Origin of the sequence: Streptomyces sp. NPDC051452, from assembly GCF_044454765.1 — a bacterium.
GTDB lineage: Bacteria > Actinomycetota > Actinomycetes > Streptomycetales > Streptomycetaceae > Streptomyces.
Genome location: NZ_JBITEB010000012.1, coordinates 70316 through 90456, shown reverse-complemented (window position 1 = coordinate 90456; position 20141 = coordinate 70316). Strand labels below are relative to the sequence as shown.

At 72.7% G+C, this 20141-nt stretch carries 22 protein-coding genes; 8 read left to right on the top strand and 14 right to left on the bottom strand.

The genetic code is table 11. The features are described from left to right. Positions 1 to 14: 14 nt before the first annotated feature. Together ACIBA9_RS25935 and ACIBA9_RS25930 are read left to right on the top strand one after the other, a co-directional pair. Positions 15 to 836, top strand: a complete 822-nt coding sequence (locus ACIBA9_RS25935; RefSeq protein ID WP_399366581.1) for a hypothetical protein — start codon at positions 15 to 17, stop codon at positions 834 to 836. A 239-nt stretch (positions 837 to 1075) separates the two neighbouring features. Next, entirely contained in the window at positions 1076 to 2236 is a 1161-nt protein-coding gene (locus tag ACIBA9_RS25930; protein ID WP_399366579.1) for a serine hydrolase domain-containing protein, read from the top strand. A 168-nt stretch (positions 2237 to 2404) separates the two neighbouring features. Here ACIBA9_RS25930 and ACIBA9_RS25925 read toward each other — a convergent pair whose 3' ends face one another. Beyond that, on the bottom strand, positions 2405 to 2824 hold the full coding sequence (locus ACIBA9_RS25925; protein ID WP_399366577.1) for an organic hydroperoxide resistance protein: 420 nt from the start codon (positions 2822 to 2824) through the stop codon (positions 2405 to 2407). Positions 2825 to 2931: 107 nt separating this feature from the next. Continuing rightward, positions 2932 to 3954: an NADP-dependent oxidoreductase gene (locus ACIBA9_RS25920; protein ID WP_399366575.1), complete on the bottom strand. Its 1023-nt coding sequence runs from the start codon at positions 3952 to 3954 to the stop codon at positions 2932 to 2934. A gap of 91 nt (positions 3955 to 4045) precedes the next feature. Here ACIBA9_RS25920 and ACIBA9_RS25915 point away from each other — a divergent pair, with 91 nt between their 5' ends. Then, positions 4046 to 4483: a MarR family transcriptional regulator gene (locus ACIBA9_RS25915; protein ID WP_362157008.1), complete on the top strand. Its 438-nt coding sequence runs from the start codon at positions 4046 to 4048 to the stop codon at positions 4481 to 4483. A 27-nt stretch (positions 4484 to 4510) separates the two neighbouring features. Next, positions 4511 to 5320 (top strand): EI24 domain-containing protein, encoded by an 810-nt coding sequence (locus tag ACIBA9_RS25910; protein ID WP_399366573.1) that lies wholly within the window; start codon positions 4511 to 4513, stop codon positions 5318 to 5320. Between the two features lie 27 nt (positions 5321 to 5347). On the opposite strand, the gene ACIBA9_RS25905 is transcribed toward ACIBA9_RS25910, so the two are convergent. Further along, positions 5348 to 6607, bottom strand: coding sequence for a pyroglutamyl peptidase (locus ACIBA9_RS25905; RefSeq protein ID WP_399366571.1), 1260 nt, complete (start codon positions 6605 to 6607; stop codon positions 5348 to 5350). A gap of 161 nt (positions 6608 to 6768) precedes the next feature. Here ACIBA9_RS25905 and ACIBA9_RS25900 point away from each other — a divergent pair, with 161 nt between their 5' ends. Next, positions 6769 to 7101 carry a YrdB family protein gene (locus ACIBA9_RS25900; protein ID WP_399366569.1) on the top strand — a complete coding sequence of 111 codons (333 nt, stop codon included), beginning with the start codon at positions 6769 to 6771 and terminating at the stop codon, positions 7099 to 7101. A 335-nt stretch (positions 7102 to 7436) separates the two neighbouring features. Here ACIBA9_RS25900 and ACIBA9_RS25895 read toward each other — a convergent pair whose 3' ends face one another. Both ACIBA9_RS25895 and ACIBA9_RS25890 read right to left on the bottom strand, forming a co-directional pair. After that, positions 7437 to 8417, bottom strand: a complete 981-nt coding sequence (locus ACIBA9_RS25895) for an aldose epimerase family protein (protein ID WP_399366567.1) — start codon at positions 8415 to 8417, stop codon at positions 7437 to 7439. Positions 8418 to 8441: 24 nt separating this feature from the next. Beyond that, the gene (locus ACIBA9_RS25890; RefSeq protein WP_399366565.1) at positions 8442 to 9332 is read right to left on the bottom strand and encodes an SGNH/GDSL hydrolase family protein; all 891 of its coding nucleotides are present in this window, start codon (positions 9330 to 9332) and stop codon (positions 8442 to 8444) included. Between the two features lie 276 nt (positions 9333 to 9608). On the opposite strand from ACIBA9_RS25890, the gene ACIBA9_RS25885 reads away from it, so the two are divergent. Then, positions 9609 to 10103, top strand: a complete 495-nt coding sequence (locus ACIBA9_RS25885; protein ID WP_399366563.1) for a DUF3145 domain-containing protein — start codon at positions 9609 to 9611, stop codon at positions 10101 to 10103. Between the two features lie 89 nt (positions 10104 to 10192). Here the strand turns inward: ACIBA9_RS25885 and ACIBA9_RS25880 are convergent, their stop codons facing one another. From ACIBA9_RS25880 to ACIBA9_RS25860, 5 genes are all read right to left on the bottom strand, one after another. Next, the gene (locus ACIBA9_RS25880; protein WP_362157027.1) at positions 10193 to 11464 is read right to left on the bottom strand and encodes a beta-ketoacyl-[acyl-carrier-protein] synthase family protein; all 1272 of its coding nucleotides are present in this window, start codon (positions 11462 to 11464) and stop codon (positions 10193 to 10195) included. Positions 11465 to 11549: 85 nt separating this feature from the next. Then, complete coding sequence (locus tag ACIBA9_RS25875) at positions 11550 to 11798, bottom strand: acyl carrier protein (RefSeq protein WP_362157029.1); 249 nt, start codon at positions 11796 to 11798, stop codon at positions 11550 to 11552. Positions 11799 to 11904: 106 nt separating this feature from the next. Next, a complete protein-coding gene (locus tag ACIBA9_RS25870) occupies positions 11905 to 12936 on the bottom strand; it encodes a ketoacyl-ACP synthase III (protein WP_399366560.1) in 1032 nt (343 codons plus the stop codon). 10 nt (positions 12937 to 12946) lie between these two features. After that, positions 12947 to 13873, bottom strand: a complete 927-nt coding sequence (locus ACIBA9_RS25865; protein WP_362157480.1) for an ACP S-malonyltransferase — start codon at positions 13871 to 13873, stop codon at positions 12947 to 12949. An 89-nt stretch (positions 13874 to 13962) separates the two neighbouring features. Continuing rightward, positions 13963 to 15168: a helix-turn-helix domain-containing protein gene (locus ACIBA9_RS25860; RefSeq protein ID WP_362157035.1), complete on the bottom strand. Its 1206-nt coding sequence runs from the start codon at positions 15166 to 15168 to the stop codon at positions 13963 to 13965. Positions 15169 to 15286: 118 nt separating this feature from the next. On the opposite strand from ACIBA9_RS25860, the gene ACIBA9_RS25855 reads away from it, so the two are divergent. After that, positions 15287 to 15940: a pirin family protein gene (locus tag ACIBA9_RS25855; protein WP_362157482.1), complete on the top strand. Its 654-nt coding sequence runs from the start codon at positions 15287 to 15289 to the stop codon at positions 15938 to 15940. Positions 15941 to 15949: 9 nt separating this feature from the next. On the opposite strand, the gene ACIBA9_RS25850 is transcribed toward ACIBA9_RS25855, so the two are convergent. Then, entirely contained in the window at positions 15950 to 16771 is an 822-nt protein-coding gene (locus ACIBA9_RS25850) for a serine hydrolase domain-containing protein (protein WP_399366557.1), read from the bottom strand. A gap of 19 nt (positions 16772 to 16790) precedes the next feature. Beyond that, positions 16791 to 17267, bottom strand: a complete 477-nt coding sequence (locus ACIBA9_RS25845; protein WP_399366555.1) for a GNAT family N-acetyltransferase — start codon at positions 17265 to 17267, stop codon at positions 16791 to 16793. Between the two features lie 95 nt (positions 17268 to 17362). Between ACIBA9_RS25845 and ACIBA9_RS25840 the strand changes: the two genes are divergently transcribed. Next, complete coding sequence (locus ACIBA9_RS25840; protein WP_362157043.1) at positions 17363 to 17854, top strand: MerR family transcriptional regulator; 492 nt, start codon at positions 17363 to 17365, stop codon at positions 17852 to 17854. A gap of 28 nt (positions 17855 to 17882) precedes the next feature. Here the strand turns inward: ACIBA9_RS25840 and ACIBA9_RS25835 are convergent, their stop codons facing one another. Beyond that, complete coding sequence (locus ACIBA9_RS25835) at positions 17883 to 18731, bottom strand: DUF4429 domain-containing protein (protein WP_399366553.1); 849 nt, start codon at positions 18729 to 18731, stop codon at positions 17883 to 17885. A gap of 66 nt (positions 18732 to 18797) precedes the next feature. Further along, on the bottom strand, positions 18798 to 20015 hold the full coding sequence (locus tag ACIBA9_RS25830; protein ID WP_399366551.1) for an alpha/beta hydrolase: 1218 nt from the start codon (positions 20013 to 20015) through the stop codon (positions 18798 to 18800). Positions 20016 to 20141 lie beyond the last annotated feature (126 nt).

Genomic DNA, 20141 nt, shown 5'->3' with positions numbered 1-20141 from the left:
CCCAGCGTCTCGGCATGCCCGCCCCGGCATCGGTCGCGTACGCGGGAGGGGAGTTCAGCGGTACGCACCAGCGGCCTTCGCCCGATCCGGAGCCGATGCCGATGCCGGATCCAGGGCTGACGTATGAGCCGGAGCTGGGCTGGGAACCGGAGCCCGAACCCGAGCCCGAACCCGAGCCGGATTCCGGATCGGGGGCGCGGCGTTCACCCGAGGACGGTGGGCGGGCCGCCCGGCGCAAGGCGCGCGGTGCCGCCGCGGTGAGCCCCGCCGAGGCCGACACCGGCCGGCGGGACCGGAAAGCCGCCGCACACCGTCGCCGCCGTCGCCGGACCCTGCTGGTCGCGGTGGGGTTCGTGCTGGCCGCGGGCGGGCTCAGCCTCGCCGAACTGGGCAAGGACGCCCCCTTCTCGCCCTTCTCCGGTGACGCGCCCGCCGCGTCGGGGGATGCCTCGGTGGACGGCGGCGCGTCCCCGGCGGCATCGGACCGCACGGCCGGCCCGATCGGCGACACCGCCGGCGGCCCGTCCGGCGCAAAGGCCTCCCCGGACGCCTCCGGCTCCGCGTCCGCCTCCGGCTCCCCGAAGGACAAGGACAAGGGCAAGGACAAGAACAAGGACGACAACAAGGGCGAGGACTCCTCGTCCCCGTCGGCCGAGGACAGCGGCGCGGTCGGGCAGTCGGCCACCGCGGGCACCGGCACCACGGCCACCGCACCCGCCGGCCCGGCGTCCACGGAGCCCACCGCCACCCCGACCGCGACCGCGCCGACCTCCGCGCCGGCCCCGCAGCCGACGCCCAGCAAGACCTGTGACCGCTTCCTGTGGTGGTGCACCTGAGCCGCGCCCCGGCGCGTCGGTAGCCGCCCTTCCCCTCTCCTTTCCCGTCCTTCCCCGCCCTTCCCCCTCGCTTCCCCGCCCTTTCTTGCGCCATCCGGGGCATCGGTGACACCCATGAGCCTCATGGGCGGTTGAGTCGAACAGGCACGTCTCGCCGTACCGGTCTCGAGAACACCCGGAGCGGGGGAGGCTGTCGCACCGAGGGGGACAGCGAGCAGCGGTTCGGTTGAGGAGAGCGGATGACGCGGGAAATCACCGTCCACGGCACGGTCGCCGACGGATTCGAGGCGGTGCGCGAGGAGTTCGCCGCCGTCGTCACCGGGGAACGGGACGACTACGAGGGCCAGTTGTGCGTCTACGTCCACGGCCGCCGGGTCGTGGACCTGTGGGCGGGCGAGGGGGTGACGGGCGACTCCCTCTACGGCGTGTACGCGGCCACGAAGGGCGCGGCCCATCTGGTCGCCGCGCTGCTCGTGCAGGACGGCACACTGGAGCTGGACCGGAAAGTCACCTACTACTGGCCGGAGTTCGCCGCCGAGGGCAAGGGCGCGCTGACCCTGCGGGAACTGCTGTCGCACCGCGCGGGGCTGATCGGCACCGACGGCGGCTTCACCCTCGCGGAGCTGGCCGACGATCGTGCGATCGCCGAACGCCTGGCCGATCAGCGGCCGTTCTGGCGGCCGGGGACGGCCTTCGGCTGTCACGCCCTGGTCATCGGCGCGCTGTCCGGCGAGGTGATCCGGCGGGCGACCGGCCGGACCGTGCAGGAGCTGTACCAGGAGCGGATCCGGGCACCCTACGGCCTCGACTTCCACCTGGGCCTGCCGGCCGACCGGGAGTCCGGGTTCCGTTCCGCCCAGCCGATGCTGCCGACCGCCGCGCAGCAGGCCCTCCTCGACGGGCAGCCGACCGGCCCGCACACCCTCGCCGCGATCGCCTTCAACCGGCACGGCGCGGAGCCGACCGACCTGGAGGACCTGGCGAACCAGCGGCTGATCCGGGCCGTGGGACCGGCGTCGGTGGGCGGGGTGGCGTCGGCGCGCGGCCTCGCCGGGATGTACGCGGCGGCCATCAGCGAGATGGACGGCAAGGCGCCGCTGCTCAAGGAGGACACGGTCGCCGAGTTCGGGCAGATCCACTCCGTGGGCCACGACCTGGTGACCCGCCTCCACAGGTCCTTCGGTCTCGGCTTCCAGGCGACCGCCGACACCTGGCATCCCTTCCTCGGCGCCGGCACGATCGGCCACAGCGGCGCGAACGGCGTCCAGTCCTTCGCCGATCCCCGCGCCGGACTCGCCTACGGCTACACGCGCCGGCGTTTCGCCTTCCCGGGCGGCGCGGCACCGGAGAACGACCGGCTGGTGGCGGCGGTACACCGGGCGGCGCTGTCCGCGCGCTGAGCGGCGCGGCCGGCCGCACAAGCGCCCCGCACGAGCGCCCGCCCCGCACGAGGACCGCTCCCGCGAGGGGCGGCCGTAGGAGGAGCGGCCGTGAAAGGAGCGGCCGCAGAAGGAGAGGCCGCACCCCACGTCCAGGGGTGCGGCCTCCGCTGACTGCAACGAGTGCCGTCAGGCCAGCGTCACGGTGATGTTCCCGCGTGTCGCCTTCGAGTAGGGGCACACCTGGTGCGCCTTCTCGACCAGGGCCCGCGCGGTGCTCTCGTCGGCGTTGGGGATGTCCGCAGAGATCTCCACGATGAGACCGAAACCGTCGTCGTTCTTGCCGATGCCGACCTTGGCGGTGACGGTCGAGCCGGAGAGGTCGGCGCCCTCCTGGCGGGCGACCACGGCGAGCGCGCCGTGGAAGCAGGCGCTGTACCCGGCGGCGAACAACTGCTCCGGGTTGGTGCCGGCGCCGCTGCCGCCCATCTCCTTCGGCGGGTTCACGACGACGTCGAGCTTGCCGTCGTCGGTGGCGACGCGCCCGTCCCGGCCGCTCTCGGCGGTGGCGACTGCCGTGTACAGGACGTCGGACTGCTGAATGGGCATGCGGTTGTCTTCCTCCTCGGTCCGCCGCGACTCGCGCCCACGATCGACGACGGATTTCGGAAAGAAGCTACCGCATGCCGGAAAGCCCGGGCCAGGGGGAGTGGGTGTCAGAGCTTGACGATCATCTTGCCGGTGTTGTCACCGCGCAGGACCCCGAGGAACGCCTCCAGGTTGTTCTCGATGCCCTCGACGACCGTCTCGCGGTACTTCAGCGCGCCCGAGGCGACCCAGGGGCCGACTTCCTGGACGAACTGGGGCTGGAGGTCGTAGTGGTCGCCGACCAGGAAGCCCTCGATGCGGCCGCGGGTCTGGATCAGCCGGGCGAGGTTCCTCGGGCCGGGGGCGGGCTCGGTGTTGTTGTAGACGGAGATCATGCCGCAGACGGCGATCCGGCCGCCCTGGTTCAGCGAGCCGATGGCCGCCTCCAGGTGGTCGCCGCCGACGTTGTCGAAGTAGACGTCGACACCGTCGGGCGCGGCCTCCCGCAGCTGCTCGCTCACCGCGCCGTTCTTGTAGTTGAACGCGGCGTCGAAGCCGTACTCGTCCACCAGCAGCTTGACCTTCTCGTCGGAGCCGGCCGAGCCGATGACCCGGGAGGCACCCTTGAGCTTGGCCAGCTGCCCGACCTGGCTGCCCACGGCACCGGCCGCGCCGGAGACGAAGACGACGTCGCCCTCCTTGAAGGAGGCGGTGCGCAGCAGGCCGGCGTAGGCGGTCAGGCCGGTCATGCCGAGGACGCCGAGGTACGTGGACTCCGGCGCGGCCTTCGGGTCGACCTTGACCGCGTGCTTGGCGTCCATGGCCGCGTACTCGCGCCAGCCGAAGAAGTGCAGGACGTGGTCGCCGACCGCGATGCCCTCGGCGTTCGAGGCGACGACCTCGCCGACCGCTCCGCCCTGCATGACCTTGCCCAGCTCGAACGGGGCGGCGTACGACTTCGCGGCCGACATGCGCCCGCGCATGTACGGGTCCACCGAGAGGTAGGTGTTCCGGACCAGGATCTGGCCCTCGCCCGGGGTCGGGACGGGCGCCTCGACCAGGGCGAAGTCTTCGGGCTTCGGCCAGCCGACCGGACGGCTGAGCAGATGCCACTCACGGCTTACGGCGGGAAGTGCGGGGGACTCGGTCATGATGCGGGACCTTCCTCAAATGTTTCAGAACCTGAAACAACCCTGCACCTGAATATTTCAGGATGTCAAGTAACCGGGTATCCTGGAGGGCATGTCCACCCCATCCAAGCCACACCCCGCCGACCCCCTCACCATGGAGGTCGTCGAGCTGATCGGTGACGTCGTGGCCCGCTTCTACGCGGACTACGAGAAGGCGGCGGGCGAGCACACGCTGACCGGCCCGCAGGCCCGGCTCCTCAGCCTGCTCTCGCTGGAGCCGCTGCCCATGCGCAAGCTGGCCCAGAAGCTCAAGTGCGAGCCCTCGAACGTCACCGGGATAGTGGACCGCCTGGAGTCCCGCGGCCTGGTGGAGCGCCGCCCCGACCCGGCCGACCGCCGGGTGAAGGTCGCCGCCGCCACCGAGGAGGGCCTGCGGGTCGCCCGGGACCTGCGCGAGGGGCTGCACTTCGCCCGCGAACCCCTCGCCGGCCTCTCCGCCGACGAGCGAGGCTCCCTGCGCGACCTGCTGCGCCGCATGCTGGACGGCTGAGCGGCGGCTTTGGGTAAGGTTCCCGCCATGCGCGATCTCGGGGTGGGGTTCGGTTATCTGGTGAAGGGCCAGCGCTGGGTGGCCCGGCACGGCCGCAGCTACGGCTTCGGCCTGCTGCCCGGCCTGATCACGCTGGTCCTCTACGCGGCGACGCTGGTCGCGCTCGCCGTGTGGGGCGAGGACGCGGTCGGCTGGGCGACCCCGTTCGCCGACCACTGGTCCAGTCCCTGGCAGGGCCTGTTCCGCGGCTTCCTGACGGCCGTCCTGTTCGCCCTCGCGCTGCTGCTGGCGGTCCTCACCTTCACCGCCGTCACCCTGCTGATAGGCCAGCCCTTCTACGAGAACCTCTCGGAGCGGGTCGACGCCGACGTCTCGCCCGACGGCACCGTCCCGCAGTCCGGGCTGCCGCTCTGGCGCGAGCTGTGGATCTCGGCCCGCGACAGCGCCCGGATCCTGGTCCGGGCCGCGCTGTGGGGGGTGCTGCTCTTCGCCCTCGGCTTCCTGCCGTTCGTCGGGCAGACCGTCGTCCCCGTGCTGGGCTTCCTCGTCACCGGCTTCTTCCTCACCGAGGAACTGGCCGCCGTGGCCTTGCAGCGCCGGGGCGTGGACCTGCGCTCCCGGCTCGCCCTGCTGCGCGCCCGCAAGACCCTGGTCTGGGGCTTCGGCACGCCGCTGGGCCTGGCGTTCCTGGTGCCGTTCGTCGCGGTGTTCCTGATGCCGGGCGCGGTCGCGGGCGCCACGCTCCTCGCCCGCGACCTGCTGGGCGAGGAGAACGCCGACGACGAATCCGCCCCCGGCGCCGACGGACGGGCCCACCGGGAGGGCGTCACCCCCTGACCGGCCCCGGTCCGCCGCTGCCGTCCGTCATCTCCCGACGGCCGCGCCGACGGCCACCGCCACGATCGACCGCACCTGGTCGATGATGTCCAGCCGGTCGCGCACGAACTCCGGGTCGCTCACCGTGCCGGTCGCCGGATCGGTGTTGCCGGCGCCGAACCCCAGGACGGGCGTGTGCACATGGCCGCCCGGCAGCGTGTCGTGCAGACCGAGGCGGTCGCGCAGCAGCGTGGCGCGGTAGGCGATCTCGTTGGAGAGGTAGTCGCCGCCGCCCCCGGCACGGGCCGTCGAACCGGGGGTCGGACCGTCCGGCCGTACGACGGGACCGGTGCCCCCGGCCGGGATCTCGGTCACCTCGGTGTGGTCGTAGACCGGGAAGCGCCCGGTGCGCGCGGCCACGATGGCGGCGTACGGCAGCGTCGTCGTCGTCCACTGCGGCCCGGTCGAGGGATCCTCGACCGGGACGGTCTCCGTCCGCGAGACGTTGTCGTTGTCCGGGAAACCGCCGCGCCAGGCGCCGTTGGTGCGCTCGACGTCGAACCGTCCGACGCGGCCCTGACTCACGGTCGTGAACAGGTCCACCGCCGGCAGATACGGTCGCAGCGCCCGCTCCACCGTGCCCTCGGTGAAGTCCCGCCAGCGCACCGGGAACACCGCGGTCTCGACGCGCGCCGGGCCCCGGGCCGTCCGGATCACCGTGCCGTCGAGCGCGAGCGCGCTGGCCCCGGACGGGTTGGAGATGCGGATGTCCCGGTCGAGGGTGAACGGGTCGAACCCGGTGAGCAGGACCCGCCTCGGCTGTCCCTTCCCCGGGTAGCGGATGTCGGTCTGACCGCGCGAGGTCCGCTCCACACCGTCCAGCAGAGCGGCCCGTTGCCGGTCGTCGAGGCCGAACGCCGGTGTCCAGGTGCGCACTTCACGCGTCAGCTCCAACCGCGCCCAGTACAGCGGCCGGTCGTCGTCCCGGCTGAGGTCGCCGCCCGCCGGGCCCCTGCCCTGCGCACGGTCCACGGCCCGCCGCCACAGCGCGGATCCCTCCCGCAGGACGACGCGGCGGGCCTGCGCGTAGGAGTGCGCGTGGCCCAGTGCGCGGCTGAACCGGGGTGTCACGGCGTCGAATCCGGAGCGGCGCAGGATCTCCTGCGGGACGGCGCCGTCGAGCCGCTGCTCCTCGACGGTGGGGGCGGGTGCCCCCACCGCCGCGGCGGTGGCCGGGGTGGCGGGAGCGGACAGGGCGGTCAACAGGGCCAGGGCGAGACCGCCGAGGCCGGCACGTGTGCCTATCAAGGGAGTTGGGGTCCTCTCCGTCGCGGTGGGGCGCGTGGTGCGGTGGACGGCGGCAGTATCGCCCGCGCCGGGTGACCGGCGCCATGGTGCGGGCCGCTCGCGCCGACCGGATCGGCCGAGACCATGGCGGCGGTCCCGGTCGGCGGGTGATACTGCGGCCTGTGAAGGCAGCGAAGACCGCGAACCTCGGCGTCCTGTTCCTCGTCGAACTCGCGGCCCTCGCGGCCGCCGCCTACTGGGGGCTCACCCGGGGCACCGCGGTCGACTGGCTGCTCGGCGTGCTCGCCCCGGCCGTCCTCGCGGGGCTGTGGGCGCTGTGCGGATCGCCGCGGGCCCGGTTCCGGGCGCGGGGGGCGTCGCGGGTCGCCTTCGAGGTCCTCTGGTTCGGCGCGGGAGCCGTGGCGCTGTGCGCGGCCGGGGCGTACGGGTGGGCGCTCGCCTTCGTCGCGGTGTGCCTGTCGAGCAAGGGTCTCGCCGTCGCCTGGGACCAGTGACCGGCGCCCCTCGGCCCGCCCGGCAGCCGCAGGAAGCAGGGGTCTGGGACGAGACGGCGAAGGCGTGGGCGTTTGTGAAGGGTTCGTACGAGATCACCGCCGGACGCTCGATCACCGGCCGCGGGCCGGCCGCGCCGATTAACGTCTGATCCGGGACAAGTCTCCACCTGAGCAGCCCCGGTCCGGGACCTGACCCCCGGACCGGGGCTCACGGTGTTCCGGGGCGCGAGCCGCCCCCGGGACCCGTCCGCGCACCTGCGCCGGACAGGGCCTGCGCCGCAAGATCCTCGACCCGGTGCTCTCGGACGACCCGCGCTGAGGTGGGCGGCGCGTCGTCAGTGGTCGACGCCGAAGCCGTACACCGTCTGCGAGCGGTACACCTCGCCCGGCCGCAGCACCGTACTGGGAAAGCGCGGCCGGTTGGGGGAGTCCGGGAAGTGCTGGGTCTCCAGGGCGATGCCGTCGCCGGGAGCGAAGGGCGCCGAGAGATGGTCGCCGGTGTAGAGCTGGAGGCCCGGCTCGGTCGTCGCCACCGTCAGCGTCCGCCCGGACACCGGCTCCCGCACCTCGGCCACCTGCTGCGGGGTGTCGGTGACCCCCTTGTCCAGCACGAAGTTGTGGTCGTAGCCGGGGCCGACCGCACGGGCCGTGCGGAAGTCGAAGCGGGAGCCGGACACCTGCGCCGGTGACCCGGTCGGGATCAGGTCCGCGTCGACCGGGGTGTAGTGGGACGCGGCCAGCCGCAACTCGTGCCCGCCGGCGTCGCCCGCGTCGTGCCCGGCCAGGTTGAAGTAGCTGTGGTTGGTGAGGTTGACCACCGTCGGCGCGTCCGTCACCGCCTCGTAGGAGATCCGCAGCGCACCCGACGCGTCCAGGGTGTACGTCGCCGACACCCGGAGCCGGCCCGGGAAGCCCTCCTCGCCGTGCGGGCTCACCCGGCTCAGCCGCACCCCGTGCGCCACCGGCTCCGCGGCCCACACCCGCTTGTCGAAACCGCGGACCCCGCCGTGCAGCGAGTTGGGCCCGTCGTTCGGCTCCAGCGCGTACACCTGGTCCCCCAGCGGGAAGCGAGCGCCGCCGATCCGGTTGGCGTACCGGCCGACCAGGGCGCCGAAGTACGGCTCCGGATGCGCGAGATAGCCGTCGAGGCCGGCGAACCCCAGCACCACGTTCGCCCGGCGCCCCTCCCGGTCCGGGACCTCGACCGAGCGCACGATCCCGCCGTACGTCAGGATCTCCACCCGGGTCCCCGCGCGCTCCAGCGTCCAGCGACGCACCTCGGTGCCGTCGGAAAGTGTGCCGAAAAGTTCGCTCATGTGGAAAACCCTAGGCGAGTGCCGCTACCGGAGGGACCCCGGCGCGGTGATCGTCCGGTAGGCGATCGAGGCGAGCCGCGCCTGGCCGTCCCTGCTCGGGTGGAACCAGTCCCAGTGGCTGAGCTGGTCGGTGCCGAAGTCGTAGTCGTAGACCGCGTTGCCGTCGAAACGGCAGCGGCGCTCCTTGGCGCAGACCTCCTTCAGCACCTGGTTGTACTCCACCACCCGCTGCTGCACCCGGTCCCGGCGCAGGACCGCCGCAGGGGTCAGGTCGTCCGCGTCGGCCAGCATCGACGGGCAGATGCCCAGCCTCCACACCTCCTTGCCCAGCGGGTTCGTGCGGCCCTCGGACCACAGCCGCTTGAGGTTCGGCACGCTCGACACGTACACCTGGGTCTTGGGCAAGGCCGAACGCAGCGTGCTCAGCGCCTCCTCGAAGTCCGCGCGGAAGTCGGCCACGGAGGTCATCGCCGCCGCCGAACGCCGGCAGGCGTCGTTGGCCCCGACCATCACCGTCACCAACTCCGGCGCCCGGACGGCGGCCCGGGCCATCTGCTCGGGCAGGTCGGCCATCCGGGCCCCGGTCTCGGCGTAGTTCCAGCTGCGCTCGGCCGCCCCGGTCACTCCCAGCAACCGCACCGCGAGGCTGTCCACCTTGGCGTCACTGCCCGTCGCCCACGACACCTCCGGGCAGTCCGAGAGCACCGTGCACGCGTCGAAGCCACGGGTGATGGAGTCCCCGACCGCGGCGATCGACTCCGGGCTGCGGTCCCACACCGGGGCGGGTCTCGCGGCCCGCGCCCGGCCACCCTCGGGCGCCGCGCCCCCGCCCCCCGCGTCGCAGCCGGCGAGGCCCAGCACGGCGGCCGCCACGACGGCGAGGGCCGTCCGTGTACGACTGCTTCGCTTCCGCATCCCCTGGTGATCCCCTCGTCGTGACTCGCTGCTTCCTGGGTGTTCCTCGGTGCTTCCTCCCATAACAACGCGCGAGGGTTCCCGGCCGGGCCCGCCGGAACGGCGCACCCCCGTACAAGCGTCCCCCTGGGTGAATGGCGGCGGTTTCCTGGCACCGGGACCGACGGTACGTCACACTCCTTGCCTCGCCGCAGGGTAGCCTCGCCATCAACGCGGCCGTCGTGCCACTGCCGCCCAGCCAGTCCGCAAGATGTCCCGCTCTGCCCGGAGGTTCCGGTGACGACACGTGGAGTTCTGTACGTGCACTCCGCGCCGCGCGCGCTGTGCCCGCACGTCGAGTGGGCCGTCGCCGGGGTGCTCGGCACACGCGTCGGCCTCGACTGGATCCGGCAGCCCGCGGCCCCCGGCACGTGGCGTTCGGAGTTCTCCTGGCAGGGCGAGGCCGGTACCGCCTCCAAACTCGCCTCGGCGCTGCGCGGCTGGCACCTGCTGCGCTTCGAGGTGACCGCCGAACCCTGCCCGACGGCCGAGGGCGAGCGCTACAGCTGCACTCCCGACCTCGGCATCTTCCACGCCGTCACCGGCATGCACGGCGACATCCTCATCCCCGAGGACCGGCTGCGGGCGGCCCTGACGCGCTCTCAGCGCGGCGAGACGGACCTGGAGGCGGAGATCGCCAAGCTCCTCGGCAAGCCCTGGGACGACGAACTGGAGCCGTTCCGCTACGCGGGCGAGGGCGCCCCGGTGCGCTGGCTGCACCAGGTGGTCTGAGCGACCCCGCGGGCGCCACGCCGGCCCCACCGGCAACGACGACGGCCCGGTCTCCCTCACGGGAGACCGGGCCGTCGGACGTCAGGGGCTCAGACGGACCTGAACGCCAGCACCACGTTGTGCCCGCCGAAGCCGAACGAGTCGTTCAGCGCGGCGATCCGGCCCTCGACCGGCAGCTTCCGCGCCTCGTCGCGGACCACGTCCGCGTTCGCCTCGGCCTCGGGGTCGATGTTCTCGACGTTGATGGTCGGCGGCGCCACCCGGTGGTACAGCGCGAGCACGGTCGCCACGGACTCCACACCGCCCGCGCCGCCGAGCAGATGCCCGGTCATCGACTTGGTCGCGGACACCGCGATGTGGTCCGCGTCGTCGCCCAGCACCTTCCGCAGCGCCTTCAGCTCGGCGATGTCACCGGCCGGCGTCGAGGTGGCGTGCGCGTTGACGTGGACGATCTCGGCCGGGTTCAGACCGGTGTTGTCCAGCAGGTTCTGCAGCGCGTGCGAGATGCCGCGGCCCTCGGGCTCCGGCTGCACGATGTCGTGCCCGTCGGCGGAGATGCCCTGCCCGACGGCCTCCGCGTAGACCCGGGCCCCGCGCTTGGCGGCGTGCTCGGCGGACTCCAGGACGATCACACCGGCACCCTCGCCGAGGACGAAACCGTCGCGGGCGAGGTCGTAGGGACGCGACGCGCCCTGCGGGTCCTCGTTGTTCTTGGACATCGCCATCATGTTGCCGAACGCGGCGATCGGCAGCGGGTGGATGGCCGCCTCGGTACCGCCGGCGACGACGACGTCGGCGCGGCCGGTGCGGATCATCTCGATGGCGTAGCCGATGGCCTCGGCGCCCGAGGCGCACGCGGAGACCGGCGTGTGCACGCCCGCCCGGGCGCCCACGAGCAGACCCACGTTGGCCGAGGGGCCGTTCGGCATGAGCATGGGGACGGTGTGCGGGGAGACGCGGCGGACGCCCTTCTCCTTGAGCACGTCGTACTGGTCCAGCAGCGTCGTGACGCCACCGATGCCGGAGGCGATGACAGCGCCCAGCCGGTCGGGGTCGACGGCCGCGTCGTCACCGGCCTTGGCGGTGAAGCCCGCGTCCTTCCAGGCCTCCTGAGCCGCGATCAGGGCGAACTGCGCGGAGCGGTCCAGCCTGCGGGCCTGCGGACGCGGGATGACCTCGATCGGCTCGACGGCGATCGGGGCCGCGATGCGGACGGCCTGCTCGGCCGCCCACTCCTGCTCCAGGGGCTTGACGCCGGACTTGCCGGCGATCAGGCCTTCCCAAGTGGAAACTGCGTCGCCACCCAGCGGTGTGGTTGCGCCGATACCGGTGACGACCACGGTGCGATTGGTCGGGCTCACGGGAATTCTTTCTCCAACGGATACGGGATTCGACGGCGCCACCGCCGGGTGGCGGGGCCTTGCAGCCTGAGACCTAAGGGGTGGCTCAGGCCTGGTGCTTGAGGATGTAGTCGGTGGCGTCACCGACGGTCTTCAGGTTCTTGACGTCCTCGTCCGGGATCTTCACGTCGAAGCGCTCCTCGGCGGCGACGACGACCTCGACCATGGACAGCGAGTCGACGTCCAGGTCATCGGTGAAGGACTTGTCCACCTGGACGTCCTCGGTGGGGATCCCGGCGATCTCGTTCACGATCTCTGCGAGACCGGCGACGATCTCTTCCTGAGTGGCGGCCATGTCAGGCGCTCCTTCTTAGCTGTTCCAGACGGTATTACGGCGCCCGCCGCGCAAGCGGCAGGTGGTGCAGCTCCCGTGTCGGATCCAAGGATCCGGCACGGAGTGCCTAGGGGAGGGTAACGACCGTGGCGGCGTAGACGAGACCCGCCCCGAATCCGATGACGAGCGCGGTGTCGCCACTCTTCGCCTCCCCGGTCGCCAGAAGCCGCTCCATCGCGAGCGGAATCGAGGCGGCCGAGGTGTTGCCGGTGGTGCGGATGTCACGGGCGACCGTGACGTGCTCCGGCAGTTTCAGCGTCTTCACCATCGAGTCGATGATCCGCACATTGGCTTGGTGCGGGATGAAGACGTCCAGGTCGTCCGCGGTGATCCCGGCCGCGTCCAGCGCCTGCTGGGCGACCTTCGCCATCTCGAACACGGCCCAGCGGAAGACCGCCTGGCCCTCCTGCGTGATCGCGGGGAACTTGATGTTGCCCTTGCTGTCCAGGGGGAGTTCGCCGACGTCGCCGATGTGGAAACGGTCCCAGGTGACGGTCTGCTTGATCGTCTCGGACTTGTCGCCCTCGGAGCCCCAGACGGTCGGGCCGATCGCGGGCTCCCGCGCGGGGCCGACGACGACCGCGCCGGCACCGTCGCCGAACAGGAAGGCCGTCGCCCGGTCCTCCAGGTCGGTCAGGTCGCTGAGCCGCTCCACGCCGATGACGAGCACATGTTCGGCGGAACCTTCCACCACCATGCCCTTGGCGAGGGTCAGACCGTAGCCGAAGCCCGCGCAGCCGGCCGAGATGTCGAACGCGGCGGCCTTGTTCGTGCCCAGCTTGTCCGCGATCGCGGTGGCCACGGCCGGGGTCTGGCTGAAGTGCGAGACGGTCGAGACGACCACCGCGCCGATCTGCTCGGCGGTGATGCCCGCGTCGGCGATCGCCTTGCCGGACGCCTCGATGGCCATCGCGGCGACCGTCTCCTCGGGGCCCGCCCAGTGCCGGGTCTCGATGCCGGAGCGCGAACGGATCCACTCGTCGGAGGAGTCGATCGTCTCGAGGATCACCTCGTTGGGCACCACCCGGGTCGGCCGGTAGCCGCCGACCCCGAGGATGCGCGCGTACGGGGCGCCCTTGCTGGGCCTGATCTTGGCCATGTACGGCTCCTTAGGCACCTGCGTGCTCGGAGATGAGCGCGCGGGCCGCGTCGAGATCGTCGGGGGTCTTCAGGGCCAGCGTCTGCACGCCGGGCAGCGCCCGCTTGGCCAGGCCGGTCAGGGTGCCACCCGGGCACACCTCGACGAGCGCGGTGACCCCCAGCTCCTTGAAGGTCTCCATGCACAGGTCCCAGCGCACCGGGTTGGCGACCTGGCCGATCAGCCGCTTGAGCACCTCGGTGCCGGTGGCGACGGTACGGCCGTCCCGGTTGGAGACGTAGGCGACCTTGGGGTCGGTGGGCGACAGCTCCACGGCGGCCTTGGCCAGCGTCTCGACGGCGGGGGCCATGTGGTGGGTGTGGAAGGCGCCGGCGACCTTCAGCGGGACGACCTTGCGGACGCCCTCCGGCTTGTCCTCGCTCAGCGCCGCCAGCTGCTCCAGCGTGCCGGCCGCGACGATCTGGCCTGCGCCGTTGATGTTCGCGGGGGTCAGGCCCAGCTTCTCCAGGTGCGCGACCGAGGTGTCGGGGTCGCCGCCGAGCAGGGCCGACATACCGGTCTCGGTGATCGCGGCGGCGTCGGCCATGGCCAGGCCCCGCTTGCGGACCAGGGTCAGCGCGGCGGTCTCCCCGAGCACCCCGGCGAAGGCGGCGGCGGTGATCTCGCCCACACTGTGACCGGCGACGGCGCCCGGTCCGATCTCGGTCATGTCACCGAGTGCCGCGGCGGACAGGATCCCGGCGGCGACCAGCAGCGGCTGGGCCACCGCGGTGTCCCGGATGGCGTCGGCGTCGGCCTCGGTCCCGTAGTGGGTGAGGTCCAGTCCGATGGCGTCCGACCAGGCGGCCACGCGGTCCGCGGCACCGGGCAGATCGAGCCAGGGAGTCAGGAAGCCGGGCGTCTGGGCGCCCTGGCCGGGAGCGACGAGTACGAGCACTCTCACACTCTCTCTTGGGGACGGCCACCGCCGCCCGTGAGGACAGGGACGAAGAACACGAGGGGCTTTTGTGGGCCCCCGACAAAACCCTATGCCTGGGCTTCACCGTCGACCAGACGCCCCAGGATGAGCGCGATCCGCAGTGTGAACGCGGATCGTACATCGGAGGGCGACCAGCCGGTGACATCAGTCACACGTCGGAGCCGGTAGCGCACGGTGTTCGGGTGAACGAAGAGCATGCGGGCCGCGCCCTCGAGGCTGCTCGCCTGCTCCAGGTACACACTCAGGGTTTCCAGCAGCGCCGAGCCCGCTTCCTCCAGCGGTCTGTAGATCTCCTCCACCAACTGCTCCCGCGCGCCGGGATCGCCCGCCATCGCCCGCTCCGGCAGCAGATCGTCCGCCAGCACCGGCCGGGGCGCGTCCTGCCAGGCGGAGCAGGCCTTCAGTCCCGCGGCGGCGGCCTGCGCGGAACGCGTGGCGGCCAGCAGGTCGGGGACGACGGGCCCGGCGACGACCGGTCCGGCGGCGAACGGCCCGATCAGCGACCTGGCCACGGCGAGCGGATTGGAGCTGCCCCCGGCGATGACCACCAGCCGGGCCCCGAGCACCCCGGTGAGCACCTGGAGCTTGGCGTGCCGGGCGGCCCGCCGGATGGCCTCCACGGTCAGTTCGCTGTCCCCGTCGGGCGCGGTCCCGAGCACCACGCACACATGCTCCGGCGAGTTCCAGCCGAGCGCGGCGGCCCGGCTGACGGCGCCCTCGTCGGCCTCCCCGCTGAGCACCGCGTTCACCACCAGCGACTCCAGCCGGGCGTCCCAGGCACCCCGTGCCTCGGCGGCCTGGGCGTACACCTGGGCGGTGGCGAAGGCGATCTCCCGGGCGTACACGAGCAGCGCCTCGCGCAGCACCCTCTCGTCGCCGGGCGCGGCCACCTCGTCGATGGCGCTCTCCATCACCTCGATGGTGGTCCGCACCATCTCCACGGTCTGCCGCAGCGTGATGGCCCGCGTCAGCTCGCGCGGCGCCGTCCCGAAGACGTCGGTGGAGATCGCCTGCGGGGCGTCCGGGCGCCGGAACCACTCGGTGAAGGCCGCGATGCCGGCCTGGGCCACCAGCCCGATCCAGGAACGGTTCTCCGGCGGCATGGCCCGGTACCACGGCAGGGTCTCGTCCATGCGCGCGATGGCCTGCGCGGCGAGGCTGCCGGAGGACTTCTCCAGTCGCCTCAGGGTCGCGGAGTGCTGGTGGGCGTCGCGTGCGGCGGGATCGCTGCTGTGGGATTCGGGTTCGGGCACGGGACAAGACTGCCTTATCGGGACGGGAGCATGTGCCGCCGGGTCACGGGTGAGCGGCCGGCCCCGGACACCGCACGGTCCGCGACCGCCCGCCCGGGAGGTCTACGGTGGTGCCGTGATGCACGTACGGCGCGCCGACGAGCGCTACCGCGGCGGGGACCCGGAGACCGGCATCGACTCCCGGCACGCCTTCTCCTTCGGCCCGCACTACGACCCGGACAATCTGCGCTTCGGCGCGATGATCGCCTGCAACGAGGAACGGCTCGCCCCCGGCGCCGGGTTCGACGAACACCCGCACAGCCACACCGAGATCGTGACCTGGGTGGTCGAGGGTGAGCTGACCCACCGCGACTCCACCGGCCGCGAGACGACGGTACGGGCCGGTGACGTGCAACACCTCAGCGCCGCTGCCGGGGTCCGGCACGCCGAACGCAACGACGGCGACGCCCCGTTGACCTTCGTACAGACCTGGCTGGCCCCGCTCGCCCCCGGCGGTGACCCGGCCTACGCGCTGGTCCCCGGCATCGCCGACGCGACGCCGTACGCCGTGCCGGGCGCGGGCGCGCTGCTGCACGTCCGCCATCTCGCGCCCCGGGAGCGCACGGCGGTGCCGGACGCGCGATACGTCTACGTCCACGTGGTGCGCGGTGAGGCCGAACTGGCCGGTGAGCGCCTGGGGCCGGGGGACGCGGCGCGCGTCACGGACGCGCGGGGGCTGGCGGCGGTGGGGGTCACGCCCACGGAACTGCTGATGTGGGAGATGGCACCGTGAGCGTGGGCGTCAGCCCCGCGCCTCGGCCAGCACCGCGTCCGTGAACACCGGCCACGCCTCGATCGCCCAGGGCCCGAACGCCCGGTCCGTCAGCGCGACCCCGGCCAGCCCGGCGTCGGGGTCGACCCACAGGAACGTACCGGACTGGCCGAAGTGCCCGAAGGTCCGCGGCGAGGACGAACCGCCCGTCCAGTGCGGCGACTTGGCGTCACGGATCTCGAACCCGAGTCCCCAGTCGTTCGGGTTCCGGTGCCCGTACCCCGGCAGCACTCCCTTGGTGCCCGGGTACTGCACGGTCATCGCCTGAGCGACCGTGCGCGCGTCCAGCAGCCGGGGCGCCTGCAGCTCGGCGCCGAACCGCAGCAGGTCCGCCACGGTCGAGACGCCGTCCTTGGCGGGTGAGCCGTCCAGCGCCGTCGCGGTCATGCCCAGCGGCTCCAGCACGGCCTGCCGCAGATACTCACCGAACGGGATGTCCGTCGCCTTGGCGATGTGGTCCCCGAGCTGCTCGAACCCGGCGTTGGAGTACAGCCGCCGCTCCCCGGGCGGCGCGGTCGCCCGGTGCTCGTCGAAGGCGAGCCCGGAGGTGTGGGCGAGCAGATGGCGCACCGTGGACCCGGGCGGCCCGGCCGGCTCGTCCAGCTCGATCGCGCCCTCCTCGTACGCCACGAGCGCCGCGTAGGCCGCCAGCGGCTTGGTGACCGAGGCGAGCGGGAAGCGGTGGCCGACGGGTCCGTGTGTTCCAAGGACGGTCCCGTCGGCACGTACGACGCCCGCCGCGGCGGTGGGGACGGGCCAGTTCTCGATCAGCGCCAGGCTCTGCAACGACATGGGGCCGAGCCTATGCGGCTCACAGCAGCAGCCGCATCGACGGGTCCGGGTCACGGGTGAAGCCGAGGGAGGCGTAGAGCGGCTCGGCCGCCGGGGACGCGTTGAGCAGCACGTGCCCGGCGTCCCGCGCGCGGAACCAGGTCAGCAGCTCCTCCATGCACGCGCGCGCGTGCCCGCGACGCCGGGCGCCCGGATCGGTGGCGACGCTGAAGACGTGCCCGACCCGTCCGCGCGGATTGCCCGCCTTGCCGATGCGGTAGTCCACCGTCCCGGCGGCCAGCGCGGCGAGCGAACCAGGGCGGCCGGGGTGGTCGACGACGAAGGCGGCGAAGTCCCCGTCGGTGCGCGCGAGTCGCTCACGCAGTACCGGCAGCGACTCGGTGTGCCAGTCGGTGGCGCCGGTGCCTCCCGCGCTCCACAGGGAATCGATCATCACCTGGCGCAGCCGCAGCACCTCGGCGGCGTCCTCGGGCCCGGCCCGGCGTGCGAGACTCATGCGCCGCACGGTAGCCGTCCTGCCACGTCCCGTCCCGCGGATTTCTCACCGGTCCCGCTTGCTTGGAGTGCACTCGAAGGTCATAGCGTGGGGCCATGACGGTGATGCAGACCACGCCAGCGGACGCCGCACCCCCCACCCCCGCCGACATCTGCTCCGCTCCGCCCCGGCGCCATCCACGCCCCGACGGCCAGGACCGCTACACGATCAGCGAGGTCGTCGCCTTCACCGGCCTGACCGCGCACACCCTGCGCTGGTACGAGCGGATCGGCCTGATGCCGCACGTGGACCGCTCGCACACCGGCCAGCGCCGCTACACCAACCGCGACCTGGACTGGCTGGACCTGGTGACCAAGCTGCGGCTGACGGGTATGCCGGTGGCGGACATGGTCCGCTACGCGGGGCTGGTGCGCGAGGGCGAGGCCACGTACCGGGAGCGGCACGAGCTGCTGGAGTCGACCCGCCGGGACGTGCTGGCCAGGATCGCGGAACTGCACGACACCCTGGCCGTCCTCGACCGGAAGATCAGCTTCTACGCGGCGGAGTCGGCACCGGCCCAGGCGAACGCCGCGGCCGGCGGGCGCTAGGCGGCAGACGCGAATTGTCAGACAGGACCTAGAGCTCCGCGAGGAGTTCGGCCTTCTTGGAGGAGAACTCCTCGTCGGTGACCAGTCCGGCCTGGTGCAGCTCGCCGAGGTGCCGGATCCGCTCGGCGATGTCGGCGGGATCGCGCCGGCACGGTGCCGGGACGGCCGTCGCGGACCCCCGCGCCCGCACGGCCGCCAGCACGGCCGCGGCGAACGGAAGCGACTCGTGCACCGGCCCGTACCCGAGCCCGAAGACCACCGCCGCCGGGTCCTGGTCGGGCTGGGGCGGCCGGTCGGTGCCGGGCTCCCGCGGCAGCACCCGCAGATGCCCCTCGAAGAGTTCCGGCGAACGCCACTCCACCCCGCTGAGGCCGGTCACCGGGAAGCTCTGGTCGCCGGCCTTCCACTTGGCCGAGGACGCCCCGGTCCAGGACCAGCGGAACGTGACGGACGTCCCGTCGAAGGACGCCTTGCCGTCGTAGGCCTTGAAGTGCAGCGGCGCCTCGGGCGCGGCGATCAGATGCCGCTCGCAGGGGCCGGACCGGGTCAGCAGCCCCTTCAGCTCGTCGGCGTAGTACTCGGCGAGGGTCTCCCGCTCGGCGGGCAGGACCAGCCGGTAGGGGTCGGAGCCCTCCTTGAGCTGACCGGCCGCCGCCTCCATCAGCGGGTCGGCGCCGGCGCGGGGCACCAGGCGCAGGACGACGGTGCCGCGTCTGCCCGGGGTGAGCGTGACCTCCTCGACCGCGGACAGCGGGACCCGCCGTTCCCCGAGCGCCTGGAAGAGCTTCGGTGTTCGAATCCCCCGTTCGTAGCGGATGAGCACGGAGTCGGACTCGAACTCCCAGACGGCATGGAAACCCGCCAGTACGTCACCCATGCGGCTCATCGTATGCGGCACGTGCTCCTCCGTCGCCACCCGCGCAGACCGCACTTCCTGCTGTCTCTACGCGCGTCCGGCCCTCGTGGTGCCGGGCAGACCGGCCCGGCACGCGTCGTTCTCCCGTGCGCACGTCACCGCGTCGTAGGCGCCCACCGCCACGTCGGCGAGGTTGCGCAGACTGTCCGTCCCCGGCTGGAAATAGCCGGCGTGCCCCTGCGCCTCCCGCGCGGACAGCACCCGCGCCCCGAACCCGGAGGCCACCGGGTCGGCCCCGTGCCCGAGCCCGCCGAGCTCCAGGTACGGAACGTCCTGCACCCAGTCGGTGGCGTCCCGCATGGCCCACACCCGGGCCCTGGTGCCCAGGCCGCCGGCGTTGGCGACCCGCATTCCCGGGCTCGCGGCCACCGCTATGTCGGTCACCCGGCGCGGCATGGCGTGCGCGGCCACCCCGCAGACCACCGAGCCGTAGCTGTGGCAGACCGCCGCCACCGGGGCACGGCCGGGCAGCGCCCGCAGCAGACCGTTCAGCCGTACGGCGCCCTCCTCGGCGCGCAGCCCGGTGGCCGCGTCCACACCCAGCCCGTCGGGGGCGGTGTAGTCGGCCCAGGCGATCACTGCGGTACGCGTCGCGGGGCTCGCCTCACGCTCCGCCGCGTACAGCGCCTTGGCCATGCCGACCGGTGCGCTGTACCTGCGGTTGGTCCGCTGGAAGGTGAGCAGATCGGTGTCGACGCCGGGGACGACGACGGAGATCCGCCGCGCCTTGTCCAGGTCTCCGAACACCTCGGCGACCCGGCCGGAGCCCTGCGGGTCGAAGGCCAGGATGTGCCGGCCGGGGTCGAGCAGGGACTCGTAGCGGTGCATGAGGCGGCCCGCGTCCTGCTTTCCGGCCGCGCTGATCCGGCTGTCGTGCATGCGCTTCTTCTCGGCCTTGCGCGCCTGCTCCAGCGCCACGCGGTTGGCCCGGTAGCGCAGGGTGACGGGGGCGCCGTTCATGTTGCCGACCGCCAGGGCGTAGCGGTGGGCGAGACGGTCGCGGTCCCGGGGGGTGAGCGAGGCGTAGAACCGGGTGAGCGACGCCGGGTCGGCCGTGGGGTCCGGCAGGCGCAGTCCGTGCAGGCTGCCCTGCTCCCACTTGGCGAGGGAGGCGCGCAGCGCCGACGACTCCGGGTGGCTGCGCAGGGCGGTCCAGCCGGTGGTCGCGAGCATCACGAACACGACGGCCAGGGCCAGCAGGGCGCGCCAGACGTTGAGTTGCGGAGAGGTGTCGAAGGAAGTCACTGGGAGGACACACTAGGAGAACGGGAGGGTCTCGGGGTAACCGAGTGGCAGGGATCACGTTTCGACGGACATCGAACGCTGTGCCGACGATCTACCGGACGCGCTGCGGACGCGCTGCGGGCGCCC